Below are 14,163 nucleotides of genomic sequence, written 5' to 3' on the forward strand. Positions count from 1 at the left end.
AGGATCTTACTTAAAATATTAAATATCGTGGTGAACTGCTTCTGGTAAGAATGGGTGGTTTTTAGCTATTAATGAAGCTTTTGTTAATTCATCAGTGATGATGTAAATAAAAGCAGAAGCAAAAATAGTAACCATTCCAAACTCGACTAAACCGTATCCTGCATGGCCCCCTAAAACACCCGGCATAATCATTTGATAGAAATCAATATAATGTCCAACAATGATAAAGAATGCCGCAATTTTTAAGAATATACGAGTTCTTTTCGCGTCACGTGTCATAAGAACTAGGAAAGGGAAGAAGAAGTTTAAGAAAACCATCAAAATTTCTGAAGTTTTATAAATTTTGTTGTGTCCTTCCCAACGCTCTAAGAAATAAATGATCTCTTCAGGCATATTGGCATAGTAAATCAATAAGAATTGCTCAAACCAAACATATGTCCAGAAGATAGAAAATGCGAACATTAACTTTCCTAAATCATGTAAGTGATTCTCGTTAACATAAGCCATATAGCCTTTATCTTTTAATAAAAGGATGGTTAAAGTAATTACTGCCAATCCTGTAACGTGCCAAGATGAGAACATATACCAACCAAACATGGTAGAGAACCAGTGAGTATCGATGGACATTACCCAATCCCAAGCAAACATTGAACTAGAGGCTCCAAATACTACTATGAAGGCCGTAGATATGCGCACTAATTGGGTGAATAGATCTGTGCCACCAATTAAATCTTCTTCTAAAGATTTTTTACGTAGTACTGTCCATAAACCAATCCATAGTGCAAAAAATCCAACTAGACGAACGATGAAGAAAGTCTTGTTCAAGTAACCTGCCTTTCCTGCAATGATTTTATCATAATTTTCACTTCCTACTTCTGTTACACCATGGTGCATCCAGTGGAAAATAGCGTCTCCTTTGAAGAAGAATACGGCCAATAAAATAGGTAGGGTGATGTATAAAAATTTAGGGAATGCTTCTGGCACACGTTTCATCACTGAAGACCAACCTGATTTGGTTAGGTATTGCAATGAAACGAAGAACATACCAATAACGGCTATACCAGTAAAGAAAACGGCATTTAACCATACGTTGGCCCAAATACGGTTGGTCCAATCATAATGTTCTTCTGCAGCAGGTTGGTGGGAAACCGCTCCGCCTGAAAGGTGTTCTGAGGCAGCTTCATGTCCTGCTTTTACAGCATCATGACCTGCATTGGCAACTTCGTGGCCACCAGCCTCACCTTTGGATAAAAGATATATTCCAAGCACTAAAGCTACTACTCCGGCAATGAAAGCATAAATAACTCTTTTTTTGCCTTCAGAAGTGAATTCAAAATGCTCTTCAACGTTTGCTGGGGAAAAATGTGAGTGTCCCGCCATTTTATCTGGTATTTTAATTTTTAATAATTGAACTATTGTTTTTGTAATTCATGTACATAAAGTACAATTTTCCAACGATTGGCTGAGGTGATTTGTGAGCCATGAGGCCACATTCTTCCTTTACCATGTGTAATCACGTGGTAGATATGACCATCGTTCAAGGTTTTTAATGCGTCGCTTGAGTATACTGGTACTCCTTTGTACATTTTAGCAACCAAACCATCTCCTTTACCTGTTTCACCGTGGCAGTGCTGGCAATATCTTTCGTATTGTAATTTACCTGCCTCAATATTTTCAGGTGTTGCAGCTAAAGGATTTTTCAAAGCTGCAGCTGAATAGGTAATGCTATCGTTTGGAATAGTTCTTGAAATCAAATCTTGATGTAATAATTCTTTTTGTAAGGAATCATTTCCGGTGAATTTGCTTCTTGCAATCGTACCTGCAACAGGTTGACGCATATTCATGCCGTATGGATTGATTGTATTGGTATCGCCATCAGTTTGAGTCATTGGCTCATAAGCAACGGAATGGTACATGTTTGGAGCAAATTCTGTTCCTGTATCATTGTGGTCGTCACTACAAGAGGACAATAAGCCTAAGGCTAAACCAGCAAATAAAACGAATTGGTATCTTGGATTCAACATTTTGTTATGCTTCTTCGTGAACAATTGTTCTTGGTTAATTATTTAACATTTACTTCAATCGCACCTGAATCTTTCAAGGCTTTCTTGATATCGTCGGCACTTACTTTTTTGTTTTTGTCAACATTGATTGCCATAACAAATTTATCGTCCGTGATTCTAAGATCAAGTAGGTCAGGTTGGTTACCAGGATAAAGGTTATTGGAAATACAAAAGGTTGTTACCAATCCAAATGCGGTAAACAATACTGTACCTTCAAAGCTTACTGGAATCCAGTTTGGTAAGGCAAAAAAGTCTTTACCTCCAATGATCATAGGCCAATCAAAAACCATTGTATAGCTGATCAATGAAAGGGCACATGTTAATCCTAGTACGCCAAATAAGAAGGCTGCAATAGGAAGGCGTGTACGCTCATGCCCAACAGCACGATCCAGTCCGTGAATAGGAAATGGAGTGAATACGTCTTCAATTTTGATGCCTTTGGATTTTACCTCGCTAACTGCGTGCAATACCTCATCTTCATCATCGTATACACCTAAAATGTAGTTAGTTGTCGAACTCATATCGTTTTAATTTCGAATTGCTAATAATTTATTCTTCGGTTTTTTTCGTTGCTTTTTTCTTTTCTGGAAAATTGCTAGACACACCTTTCATTACTGATTTTACCTCAGCCATATTTACAACTGGTAAATATTTAGCAAATAAGAAGAATAGTGTAAAGAATAAACCGAAAGAGAAAATGTAATCTCCAATATCATACATGGTAGGAGAGAACATAGCCCATGATGAAGGCAAGTAATCTCTGTGCAAGGATGTTACGATAATTACAAAACGCTCGAACCACATACCTACGTTTACAACGATAGATAAGAAGAAGCTCACCATTAAGTTGGTACGGATGGCTTTTGACCAGAATAATTGCGGAGAGATAACGTTACATGTCATCATCATCCAATATGCCCACCAGTATGGACCTGTTGCACGGTTAATGAAAGCATAACTTTCATATTCTACCCCAGAGTACCAAGCTATGAAAAACTCAGTTAAGTAGGCAATACCAACCACAGAACCCGTTACCGTGATAACGATGTTCATCATTTCAATATGCTCTATTGTGATATAATCTTCTAATTTGAAAACTACACGAGTGATTAACAATAAAGTTTGTACCATGGCAAATCCAGAGAAAATCGCTCCAGCCACGAAATATGGAGGGAAGATGGTCGTATGCCATCCCGGGATTACCGAGGTAGCAAAGTCCATGGATACAATGGTGTGAACTGAAAGTACCAAAGGAGTGGAGATACCAGCCAAAATTAATGACATGTACTCATAACGAGCCCAAGTCTTAGATGAGCCTGTCCAGCCTAAGCTGAATAAACCATACCAAAACTTACGTCCTTTTGTAGTTGCACGGTCACGAATCGATGCTAAGTCAGGTACTAAACCCATGTACCAGAATAATAAGGAAACAGATAAATATGTAGAAATCGCGAATACGTCCCAAACCAAAGGAGAGTTAAAGTTAACCCAAAGTGATCCGAAAGCATTGGGAAGTGGTAATGCCCAATGAGCTAACCATGGGCGACCCATGTGAGCTAAGATGAATGAGGCAGCACAAAGTACGGCAAAAATGGTCATCGCTTCCGCTGATCGGTTAATGGAGGTTCTCCATTTTTGACGGAATAATAACAATACGGCAGAAATCAACGTACCGGCGTGACCAATACCCACCCACCATACGAAGTTGGTAATATCCCATGCCCAACCTACTGTTTTATTTAGACCCCAAACACCAATACCTTGCCACCAGGTATAGAATAGGCAGTAAGCTCCATAGATAAATACAAGGGAGGATATACCGAAGGCCCATTTCCATTCTTTGGTGGGTTCCCCTTCTACCTGCTTGCAAATATCGTGGGTAACATCGGAATAAGATTTGCCACCAGTAACTAGTTTCTCTCTTATGGGTGATACAACGTGCGACATATTTTTATTTACTTTTTAATACGATTGATTAATTATGCTTCTTTTTTAACGTCCTTGTTACGAACCTTCATTAAGTAAGAGATGTTTGGCTTCACGTTAATCTCTTCGATAACTCCGTAAGCTCTTCCTTCTTTCTCAATAGCTAATAATTTAGAAATTTCAGAAGCAGGATCGTTCATGTCACCAAAGGTAATCGCATTGGTTGGACAAGATTGAGCACAAGCAACCTGGATCTCTCCATCGATTGGTCTTCTTTTTTCTTTCTTCGCTGTCAACTTACCTTCTTGGATACGTTGAACGCACATAGAGCATTTTTCCATTACTCCACGTGAACGAACTGTCACGTCAGGATTGATAACCATACGTCCCAAATCATTATTGAAATGGAAATCAAAATCATCAGTTTGGAAATAACGGAACCAGTTGAAACGACGAACTTTATATGGACAGTTGTTAGCACAGTAACGAGTACCGATACAACGGTTATATGTCATTTGATTTAGACCCTCTGTTGAGTGAGTCGTAGCCAATACTGGACAAACAGTCTCACAAGGAGCATTGTTACAGTGTTGGCAAAGCATAGGTTGGAATACAACCTCCGGATTATCTGATGCTACTTCTAATCCTTTTAAATCTTCTACCTCTGCATCAGAAGAATAATAACGGTCAATACGCATCCAGTGCATTTCACGACGGTTGATAACCTCTTGACGACCTACTACCGGTACGTTATTTTCTGCCGAACATGAAACCACGCAAGCTGAACAACCTGTACAAGTATTTAAATCAATCACCATACCCCAAGCATGGTTGTTGTATTGGTGACCATTCCAAAGTGTTAAATCAGTAGCATTTTTCTTGCCTTCTGATGTAGCAACAGTAGGATTGAAACGTCCTGTTTGAGGATTCTTAACAAATTCTCCTAAAACAGTTTCTTGAATCACCGCTTGACGGGCCATCACCGTGTGGTGAGTTTGAGTCTGAGCAATGTCTTTAGTTTCTCCCGTTGGGCTTAGCGATACGCCTTGAGTACAGGTACCTACGCAAGCACCATTGATCTCTGAAATAAATGGATAGGCATTTACACCTACACCATCAGCTGATTTTCCTGCTTTTGTTCTACCATAACCAATAGCTATAGCAATGGTATCTTGTGCTTGACCCGGTTGAACTAACACGGGTAAACTAACTTCATATCCTTTAGCAGCTACTTTCACTACATCGCCTTGCTTCAAGTTCAATTTAGTGGCTGTAGGTTGCGAAATAGATGCGTAATTATCCCAACATGCTTTTGATACTGGCTCAGGGAATTCTTGTAACCAAGGGTTATTGGCTTGAGATCCTGTACCTAAACCAACTTTTTCATATACTGAAATTTCTAACCCAGTAGAATTAGCGGTATAAGCTTTTGAAATAGCTGCTGCAGCGGCGTTAACATCTACAGAAGGCACCGCACTAGAAATACTCACTGCATTTGGTTGGAAAACTCCATCATGCAAAGCATTTTTCCATTGAACAGCACCAGCTTTTAAAATAGTTGATTCCCAGTTACGCTCTAAATAAGAAGCATAATCCCCATTCAAACCTGCCCAAGTTAAGAAACTTGATTGAGCTTGACGAGTTTTGAAGATAGTCGAAATGGTTGGTTGAGTTAATGAATAGAAACCTGCTTTTGGTTCTGCATCATTCCAAGACTCTAAGTAATGCGAATCAGGTGCAATGAATTGGCATAATGAAGCAGTTTCATCAGCACGTTCATTGGTAGCTAAACTAACTTCTACTTTTGGTAGTGCAGTAGCTAAAGCGGCACCCATTGGGTGGTTGTAAACTGGGTTGGCATTGTAGAAAATGACAGCAGCAATTTTACCTGCACCTGCTTCTTTAATGAAATTAGCCATTGCCATATCATTACCTTGGCGGTAATTAACAGCTACACCTGTATTGATAGTAGTACCATAAGCACCTACTAAGGCATTGATGGCTACAACTACTTTTTGTACTTCAGGATCATTTGAACCAGCCACAACGATTGAAGCACCTTTAGAAGCAACTAAATCTTTAGCAGCCTTATCTAGGTGATCAATTTTAATGGAAGCTCCTGCTAATGCTGCGGCACCAGTTAATTTGGCAACAGCATTGTATAAACTAATTACGACTAAACCCTCTTGCGATGGTTTGTAAGCCGAACGGTAGTCGGCATTTGCTCCCGTATTAGATAAGATGGTCTCAAACTGATAATGACGAGACATCTCTTTTTTGCCATCTTTTGCAGAACCTACACGACGGGTTTCAGCCCATTGTGCTGCGAACTCCGTAGGAGCCACCCAAGTACCTAAGAAATCAGCTCCAACCGAAACTATGGTTTTAGCTTTACTGAAATCAATACTTGGAAGAATTCCACCATGTGCTTGTGTTAAGCCGTAAGCTGGGTTAGCATCATAAACAACATGTTGTGTAGTTGGATATTTAGCTGTGAATTCTGCAATCACCTTTTTAGTAGTTGGAGAAAGGATGGTATTAGAAACAATTCTAATTTGACCTCCTTTAGCAGCAACGGCAGCTAATTTAGCTGTGAATTCTTTATCTAATTGAGCCCAATCAGCAGCTTTAGCACCAATTTGTGGACCCTTTAATTTCTCGTTGTCATAAAGACTCAATACGGAAGCGTGAGCTCTACCAGAAAGAACACCTTTAGAAACAGCAGAAAGTTTATTTCCTTCAATTTTGATAGGACGACCTTCTCTAGTTTTTACTAGAATGGAAGCGTATTCACCTCCATCTGTATACGTAGAAGCATACCAGTTAGCAATGGTAGGTTCTACATCTACTGGTTTGTTCAAGTAAGGAATGGTTTTCTTTACTGGAGCCTCGCAAGCAGCTAATGAAACTGCTGCTACACCGAATCCCAACATTTTAAGAAAATCACGACGATGAGTTCCTGAACCATCCACTAGGGCTTCCCCTTTAGAATCGTTCTCCGATGGCATATTGCCAAACTCGTTGTGGATATTTTTTACAAACGATGGTTCATTGGTTAACTCCTCAATCCCTTTCCAATACCTCTTGTTCGAATTTTCCATATAATCTTTCTTATTCAGACTAAAATTGAATCTATTATGACGCGTATACTATTAATAGTGGCACTTAGAACATTCTAAACCGCCAATGTTTTGAACTTTAAGGGGTGTCTTGCTATCCTTATTGTGAACCTCAACCAACTTGTCGTAATAGGCATTGCCTTTTGCATTTACGTCAGTATTGCGGTGACAATCAATACACCATCCCATGGTTAAAGTAGAACGTTGCTCTACTACTTCCATTTTCTCAATTTCTCCGTGACAGTTTTTACACTCCAAATTACCCACATTGGTATGTTGTGAGTGATTGAAATATGCTAAGTCAGGAAGGTTGTGTACACGAACCCATTGAATTGGCTCGTCTTTCTCAAGTGCTTGATAGATTTTTTGAATTTCTGGGGACTCTCTTTTAATGGCATTATGGCAGTTCATACAAATGTTTGCAGAAGGGACGTTAGCGCCTTTACCTTCATATACGCCTGTATGGCAATAGTTACAGTTGATCTGATATTGTCCAGCATGCAATTTGTGAGAGAATTTAATCGGTTGCTCTGGTGCATATCCTTGGTGAATACCCACTCCATAAGCGGCATCGATGGTAGCCTTACCACCTAATAATAAAGCAAAAATGATGATTCCAGTTTTAACTGCTGAGTTCGCAGCTAATTTCTTAGCATTCTCAGCAATTCTTTTCATCAACGGAGCTTCAGCGTCAGCTTCTCCACCAGCTAATTTACTTAGCGTGCTTACGATTGAAAGTAAAGCAATCAAAACGAAAACCATGATTACTAATAAGCCAACTAATAATACTTCCATCATACCACCTGAACTAGCAGCGGCAGCTGGCGCAGCAGCACCCGCAGGGGCAGCACCGGCAGCAGGAGCAGCAGGAGCTGCATTAGAAGCATCAATATAGGCTACGATGCTCTTAATTTGACCTTCTGTAAAGTTAGGGTAAGGAGTCATCGCTGCCTTGTTGAACTTGTTGTAAAGATCATTGGCATATTTGTCTCCAGAAGCAATAACAGCTTGTGGATTATGTACCCATTTCACGATCCATTCGATCGGTCTGCGTTCTCCAATGCCTTTTAAACCTGGACCAACTAGTACATCATCTCCACTGCTATGGCAAGCAGCACAGTTGTTTTTAAACAATGTTTCACCTTCTGCAGCGTCTTGCGCTAAAGTCGCATATGTGGATGCAAACAAAAACAGAAATGAGAAAAGGAACTTAACGAGCGTAAAATTTTTGCGAATCATGTTTGAAAATCTCCTATTTATTCAGTCCGCAAAACTACAATTCGAATTTTTAGGAAACAATTTATTTGCCATTCAATTTCAGTAATTTTTAAGCTTTAGTCTACTATTTAGAATTTTTCAAAATAAGGCAAAGTTGAAATTTGAATATTTTGACAATTAATTGCATAAAACCCATTAGGCATAAAAAAACCTCCCAGTTTGGGAGGTTTTTGGGAGGTTTCGAGCGGATTCGAACCGCTGTAGAAGGTTTTGCAGACCTCTGCCTAGCCACTCGGCCACGAAACCATCGTTTTGGGGACACAAAATTAGGTCATTTTTGTTTAAATGCCAAGTGTTTTTTAATTGTTTGGGGAAGTTAAGGAGATAAAAATCAGTTTTTCAGCTAAAATGAAGCTATTGGCTAATTTTCCACGTGTATTCCTTTTCAACTCTTTGGTTCATTTAAGAAAGGTCCCTGTGATGGAGCATTCTATTTCTATTATGCCCTAGTTAAGGTGAATACAGAAATCTCGGGAGGCATTCCTACGCGTCCAGGATATCCTATATACCCAAATCCGCGATTCACATATAATTGTTGTTTTCCTTCCTGGTATAAGCCTGCCCATTGTTTGTATACATATTGAGCTGGAGACCATTTAAAATCACCCACCTTTACTCCAAATTGCGTTCCATGGGTATGGCCAGCAAAAGCCACATCAATGTCCTGATATTTTTCAGTTACTTCCGCATTCCAATGCGTCGGGTCATGAGACAATAATAATTTTGTACTTGCCTCCTCTGTCCCTTGGTGAGCTTTTGCTAAATTTCCATACCAAGGAAAACGACCAACTCCAATATTTTGAACACCAATCAATGCCAACTTTTCGCCGGACTCTTCGATGATTTTATTTTCATCCATCAATAGATTCCAACCCATCAATTCATGCGCTTTCATTAAATCTTGTAGATTTTGCTTTTTAGCTTGAGGAGTTTTCCAGCGTACATAATCACCATAATCGTGGTTACCTAAAGTACTATAAACCCCTAATGGGGCACTCAATTTGGAAAACATCTGAAAATAGTCTTCCACTTCTGTTGCTTCATTATTCACTAAATCACCTGTAAAAAAAAGCAAGTCGGCCTTCTCCCGCATGACCATCTCTACCCCTCCCTGCACCGCTCTTTTATTGTAAAAACTTCCTGAGTGAATGTCGGAAAGTTGGGCAATGCGCAGGCCATCAAATGACTTGGGGAGGTTTGGGATTTTTAAACTAATATTTTCAACTCGGTAGTCATGTGCACCCGAAAGTATGCCAAAGGTGAAGGTGGCTGCTGGTACGGCCCCTACCACCAATGCTGTTTTAGATAAAAATTCACTTCGACTGATTTGACCTGGTGCAGGTTCGCCCGGAATGATATCTAAGTTTTTATTGGCAAAGGCCCAGCGAATGATGCGGGTAATATCTTCAATAAATAGAAATATAACTACGAATAACTTTGATACCACCGTTATCATGACACTAGCCATAAAAAAAGTACGAACCGTTTTATTCCAATAGCTTAAGGGAAGAAAATTGTATCCAACGATTCCTAGAATGACTAAGGTTGAAATGGACCAATATACCCAACGAATGGTTTGTTGGGTGGATTGACTTTGCTGTTGAAAGCCTGTTTTGAATGCTTGCCAGACATAATAGTCAATGGCAAGTATCAACAAACTCATCAAGGGTATAAATAATAATTTATTCATGTCTAAATTTAGGATAGCAAATAGAGGTAATTCAAGGAATTATCAAAAATATTCTGGACAAGCGGTGTTTAAGCCAGGATAATCCTCCTTAAATTGCTGACTTAACGGCAAATAGGGATATTTTGTTCCCGCATGTACACATATGTTTGATATTTCTATTTTAGGTGGTGGCTGGGTGGGAGTTCCTTTGGCTGAAAATTTGGCTCAAAAGGGCTATTTAGTGCAAATTAGTCAATCCTCTCAAACTCAATCAATTCAGAATAAAGCTATTCATGTTGAGGCATGGAGAGCGGATGTCAATCTTTCTCAACAGGCTTGGGAGCCAATATTACAGGCTAAAATTTTAATTTGGACCATTCCTCCACGTAGAAAGCAGCATGGGGATACATTTTATTTAGATGTTTTAACTGATTTTGTTCGTTTGGTCAATCAAAGAAAATACCAGCAAGTGATTTTTCTTTCTTCCACATCCATTTATAAATCGGAGAATAAAGCTGTCGATGAAGAATCACCCGTAGAATTTAATTTGATGAATCAGGCGGAGCAGTTAATCAACCAAATAAAAAGTCCAGTACTAATTCTACGCTTGGGTGGTTTAATGGGAGGAGAGCGGTATGTAGCCAAATATTACGCGGGTAAGCAAGTGCCAGCAGCCAATCACTTGGTTAATTATGTTCACCGCAGCGATGTTCTACAAATAATTCATGGATGTATTCAGGTTTCATTAGCCGATACATGTAATGTGGTGGCACCTTTGCATCCAGTAAAAGCTGATTTGGTCAAGGAAGAGTGTCAAAGACGGAAGTTGAATATGCCATTAGATTATATAGAAAGTAGCGAACCCATGAAATGGATTAGCTCCCAAAAAATAATCCAGGCATTGAATTATTCATTTCAATACCCGGATCCCATGTCATTTCCGATCGAAAATTAAGCCAAGTTTAATTCTTGTATGGCCAACCATGCCATTAGTCCTGGACCTACATTCAGGGCTTTTTCATCAATGTTAAAATTTGGGGTATGTACTCCATTTATAATTCCTTTTTCATCATTTCTGGTTCCTAATCGATAAAAACAGGCATCAACATGATGCGTATAAAAGGCAAAATCTTCTGCCGCCATCCAAATATCTAAATCAATGACATTTTCTGCTCCCATATATTCTATGGCAGCTTCTTTCATTCGACGAGTCAATTCTGGATTATTTTTTAGAAATGGGTATCCTTTCAATACAAAAAACTCACAAGAACCTCCCATGGATTCAGCGATGCCTTCTGCCAATTTTTTCATTTTAGCCAAACCATCTGCTCTCCATTCTTCGTCCATGGCACGGAATGTACCTTCAATTTTTACTTCATTCGGTATAACATTCGTCGCACCCTCAGCAATGAATTTTCCAAAACTTAGCACCGAAGGGAGTCTTGGGTTTTTATTTCTGGAAATGATTTGCTGCATGGCAATAATAATATGGGAGGCAATCACGATGGGGTCAATACATTGGTCGGGCATAGCTCCATGCCCACCTTTACCTTTGACAGTTAAATACAATTCATCTGCACTAGCCATGTACATTCCTTCTCTAAATCCAACCTTACCTACTGGAATATTGGTGGCTACGTGTTGACCTAAAATACCTGAAGGAGTCGGATTACTTAGTGCTCCTTCTTGAATCATGATGCTGGCACCTCCGGGAGCTTTTTCCTCGGCAGGTTGAAAAAGCAATTTAATGGTTCCTTCAAATTCATCTTTAACAGATTGCAAAATACGGGCACTTCCCAATAATGAAGACGTATGTACATCATGCCCACAGGCATGCATGACACCTGGATTTTGGGATTTATAAGGAACATCATTTGTCTCTTGAATGGGTAGTGCATCCATGTCGGCCCGTAATGCCACCACTTTTTTACTTGGGTTTTTGCCTTCAATGATGGCAATAACTCCAGTATTGGCTATACGCTGTGTCGGGATACCTAATTCATGCAATTGTTTTTCCACATAACTTTGTGTTTCAAATTCATGGAAGGAAAGTTCAGGGTTGGCGTGTAAGTGACGGCGTGCAGCTATATTAGCACTGGCCTGTTGCTCAGCTAGTTCCTGTATCTTTTTAAGTAGGCTCGACATATTAAAATTTAATTTTTTACAAATCTACAAAATATTGCTTCAAAGAGTTTTTTTCTTAACTTTAAAGACAAGGGATGTGTAGGAGAGTATTCACCTTTAATCTTTTGTCCTATGAGTCGGAAAGTTTTAGTTTTAAACCAAGATTATAGTGCATTAACCATCTGTTCTATGCCTAAGGCCTTTTTATTGGTCTATTTAAATAAGGCGGAATTGGTTGCGGAGTCGACGACCGAAAAACTTCATTCTATTTCCCAAACTTTCCCCTTTCCATCTGTGATTCGACTGAACCGATATGTCTATTTTCCTTACAAGGGAGTGGTTCTTAGTCGGCAAAATATTTTTAAGCGAGATGATAATATGTGCCAATATTGTGGCTCGAGGGATCATTTGACCTTAGATCATGTTATGCCAAAATCAAGGCAAGGGCGTACATCTTGGGATAATTTAATCACAGCCTGTAAGTATTGTAACTCAAAAAAAGGAGACCTTACTCCCGAAGAGGCAGGAATGACTTTAAAGCGAAGACCATTTAAACCTTCCTTTGTTATGTTTTTGCGGAATTTTTCTGGAATTTTGGATCAACAATGGATTCCATTTGTCGGATCTAAAATGGAACAAATCGTTTAAGCATGAATATTTCTTTTATTGGTTCTGGTCATGTGGCCTGGCATTTATCGCAGGCTCTTGAAAATGCAGGTCATAGTGTTCAAGAAGTTTTTAGTAGAGACCCTGCTAAAGCGAAAGATTTAGTCAGTTATTTATACAATGCTAAAGTCCAGGAGCACTTGGATTTTTCAGAATCAAAATCCAGTGTATTCTTTTTTTGTGTTCCAGAATTAGCATATCCCACTGTTTTAAAGGAATTAATCCTTCCTAAATACGCGACTCTTTTACTGGTTTCGGGTACAGTTCTTTTATCTGAAGCGTCCATTTGGTATGATCCAGCCCGAGAAAGTACCAACCAGTTGGCTATATTTTTCCCCGTACAGCATTTACAAAGCGGAAGGAAAATCAATTTGAGTCACATGCCTATTTGCCTAGAGGTGATGGTTGAGGAGACGGAGCAAGTCCTAGTTCAATTGGCTCGAGATGTGACTGATGCCATGTATTTGGTGAATGGGGAGGAAAGAAAGAAAATTTACCTGTCCATGCTCTTGGCAGGAACCTTTACCCAACAACTCTGGGCAGAGGCCAGTAAATTATTGCACTCCATCGAATTGGATACTTCTTTATTACAAGGCTTGATACAAAACTATGTACAATCTTATTTTAAGAATTTACCTGTTTCTAGCCAAGTAGAAGCCAGCGCACTACAAGATGGCCGAATGGTATTTGAGCAACAAGGATTTTTGTCAAGCGTTGAACTACAAGAGGTTTATCGAAACATGGTTCAACATATAGTTAAGACTACTTGATCAAAGGCTTATCTATATTCAAAACGATTTGCGATTTGCTGAATCCTAACAGGATAACATCTTTCTTTTTATCGATGAAGATGTAGTAAAGGCTATCTCCTGCTGTATTTTTTTGAATGCTAGGGGGGATTTCTTGTTTTATGGATAAACTGTAATCTAAGGCATCCAACACTTCCTGAATTTTTCTGTCCTTGTTTTGTTGTTTTAGGTCAAGGGCTTTGCCGGATTGGATTCTAATTTGAAATTGCTTGGCAATGCTATCTAGGCCCAATTTATTAGAGGGACTTTCAATAAGCTTTTGAATTTCTTGGCCCCAAGTATCCGCTTTGTTAACAATATCCTGTGGTAGAATTCGCTTTACTTGTCGACTTTTCATTTCTTTTACCGCAGCAGTAGTATCGATGCGCTTGGAGAAATCACAAGATTGAAGCGAAAGGATGCTTGAAACTAGGCAAGAGAAAAGAAGTGTTTTTTTCATGGGGTGAAATTTGTTGTACAAAGGTATTCTATCCAAGCAGAAAGGGCAATGAATTTAATTGTTATCTTTG

Annotated in this window: 12 protein-coding genes and 1 tRNA gene; 3 read left to right on the forward strand and 10 right to left on the reverse strand. The window is 39.2% G+C overall.

The window, feature by feature from the left end:
- Nucleotides 1–18: 18 nt before the first annotated feature.
- The 8 genes from ACST15_RS07440 to ACST15_RS07475 form a co-directional block, all read right to left on the reverse strand.
- Nucleotides 19–1,380: a quinol:cytochrome C oxidoreductase gene (locus tag ACST15_RS07440; RefSeq protein ID WP_459454028.1), complete on the reverse strand. Its 1,362-nt coding sequence runs from the start codon at nt 1,378–1,380 to the stop codon at nt 19–21.
- 32 nt (nt 1,381–1,412) lie between these two features.
- Nucleotides 1,413–2,024, reverse strand: a complete 612-nt coding sequence (locus ACST15_RS07445; protein ID WP_459454029.1) for a c-type cytochrome — start codon at nt 2,022–2,024, stop codon at nt 1,413–1,415.
- Between the two features lie 38 nt (nt 2,025–2,062).
- A complete protein-coding gene (locus tag ACST15_RS07450) occupies nt 2,063–2,584 on the reverse strand; it encodes a DUF3341 domain-containing protein (protein WP_459454030.1) in 522 nt (173 codons plus the stop codon).
- Between the two features lie 28 nt (nt 2,585–2,612).
- Nucleotides 2,613–4,010: an NrfD/PsrC family molybdoenzyme membrane anchor subunit gene (nrfD, locus tag ACST15_RS07455; protein WP_459454031.1), complete on the reverse strand. Its 1,398-nt coding sequence runs from the start codon at nt 4,008–4,010 to the stop codon at nt 2,613–2,615.
- 32 nt (nt 4,011–4,042) lie between these two features.
- Nucleotides 4,043–7,090: a TAT-variant-translocated molybdopterin oxidoreductase gene (locus ACST15_RS07460; RefSeq protein ID WP_459454032.1), complete on the reverse strand. Its 3,048-nt coding sequence runs from the start codon at nt 7,088–7,090 to the stop codon at nt 4,043–4,045.
- 51 nt (nt 7,091–7,141) lie between these two features.
- The gene (locus ACST15_RS07465) at nt 7,142–8,347 is read right to left on the reverse strand and encodes a c-type cytochrome (RefSeq protein ID WP_459454033.1); all 1,206 of its coding nucleotides are present in this window, start codon (nt 8,345–8,347) and stop codon (nt 7,142–7,144) included.
- A 214-nt stretch (nt 8,348–8,561) separates the two neighbouring features.
- A tRNA-Cys gene (locus ACST15_RS07470) sits at nt 8,562–8,632 on the reverse strand.
- A gap of 193 nt (nt 8,633–8,825) precedes the next feature.
- A complete protein-coding gene (locus tag ACST15_RS07475; protein ID WP_459454034.1) occupies nt 8,826–10,076 on the reverse strand; it encodes a metallophosphoesterase in 1,251 nt (416 codons plus the stop codon).
- Nucleotides 10,077–10,218: 142 nt separating this feature from the next.
- Between ACST15_RS07475 and ACST15_RS07480 the strand changes: the two genes are divergently transcribed.
- Entirely contained in the window at nt 10,219–11,010 is a 792-nt protein-coding gene (locus ACST15_RS07480; RefSeq protein ID WP_459454035.1) for a Rossmann-fold NAD(P)-binding domain-containing protein, read from the forward strand.
- Here the strand turns inward: ACST15_RS07480 and ACST15_RS07485 are convergent.
- On the reverse strand, nt 11,007–12,200 hold the full coding sequence (locus ACST15_RS07485) for a M20 metallopeptidase family protein (protein WP_459454036.1): 1,194 nt from the start codon (nt 12,198–12,200) through the stop codon (nt 11,007–11,009). The genes ACST15_RS07480 and ACST15_RS07485 overlap by 4 nt on opposite strands.
- A 111-nt stretch (nt 12,201–12,311) precedes the next feature.
- On the opposite strand from ACST15_RS07485, the gene ACST15_RS07490 reads away from it, so the two are divergent.
- A complete protein-coding gene (locus tag ACST15_RS07490; protein ID WP_459454037.1) occupies nt 12,312–12,827 on the forward strand; it encodes an HNH endonuclease in 516 nt (171 codons plus the stop codon).
- Between the two features lie 2 nt (nt 12,828–12,829).
- Nucleotides 12,830–13,615: a DUF2520 domain-containing protein gene (locus ACST15_RS07495; RefSeq protein WP_459454038.1), complete on the forward strand. Its 786-nt coding sequence runs from the start codon at nt 12,830–12,832 to the stop codon at nt 13,613–13,615.
- Here ACST15_RS07495 and ACST15_RS07500 read toward each other — a convergent pair.
- Nucleotides 13,608–14,093 carry a hypothetical protein gene (locus ACST15_RS07500; RefSeq protein WP_459454040.1) on the reverse strand — a complete coding sequence of 162 codons (486 nt, stop codon included), beginning with the start codon at nt 14,091–14,093 and terminating at the stop codon, nt 13,608–13,610. The genes ACST15_RS07495 and ACST15_RS07500 overlap by 8 nt on opposite strands.
- Nucleotides 14,094–14,163: the final 70 nt, after the last annotated feature.

The organism is Aquirufa sp. Wall-65K1, assembly GCF_054558475.1.

Bases quoted from the DNA above. Each gene is read 5' to 3' on its own strand.
- nrfD (WP_459454031.1), bottom strand. From the start codon at position 4,010: ATGTCGCACGTTGTATCACCCATAAGAGAGAAACTAGTTACTGGTGGC.
- ACST15_RS07445 (WP_459454029.1), bottom strand. From the start codon at position 2,024: ATGTTGAATCCAAGATACCAATTCGTTTTATTTGCTGGTTTAGCCTTA.
- ACST15_RS07480 (WP_459454035.1), top strand. From the start codon at position 10,219: ATGTTTGATATTTCTATTTTAGGTGGTGGCTGGGTGGGAGTTCCTTTG.
- ACST15_RS07495 (WP_459454038.1), top strand. From the start codon at position 12,830: ATGAATATTTCTTTTATTGGTTCTGGTCATGTGGCCTGGCATTTATCG.
- ACST15_RS07450 (WP_459454030.1), bottom strand. From the start codon at position 2,584: ATGAGTTCGACAACTAACTACATTTTAGGTGTATACGATGATGAAGAT.
- ACST15_RS07440 (WP_459454028.1), bottom strand. From the start codon at position 1,380: ATGGCGGGACACTCACATTTTTCCCCAGCAAACGTTGAAGAGCATTTT.
- ACST15_RS07500 (WP_459454040.1), bottom strand. From the start codon at position 14,093: ATGAAAAAAACACTTCTTTTCTCTTGCCTAGTTTCAAGCATCCTTTCG.
- ACST15_RS07475 (WP_459454034.1), bottom strand. From the start codon at position 10,076: ATGAATAAATTATTATTTATACCCTTGATGAGTTTGTTGATACTTGCC.
- ACST15_RS07490 (WP_459454037.1), top strand. From the start codon at position 12,312: ATGAGTCGGAAAGTTTTAGTTTTAAACCAAGATTATAGTGCATTAACC.
- ACST15_RS07485 (WP_459454036.1), bottom strand. From the start codon at position 12,200: ATGTCGAGCCTACTTAAAAAGATACAGGAACTAGCTGAGCAACAGGCC.
- ACST15_RS07460 (WP_459454032.1), bottom strand. From the start codon at position 7,090: ATGGAAAATTCGAACAAGAGGTATTGGAAAGGGATTGAGGAGTTAACC.
- ACST15_RS07465 (WP_459454033.1), bottom strand. From the start codon at position 8,347: ATGATTCGCAAAAATTTTACGCTCGTTAAGTTCCTTTTCTCATTTCTG.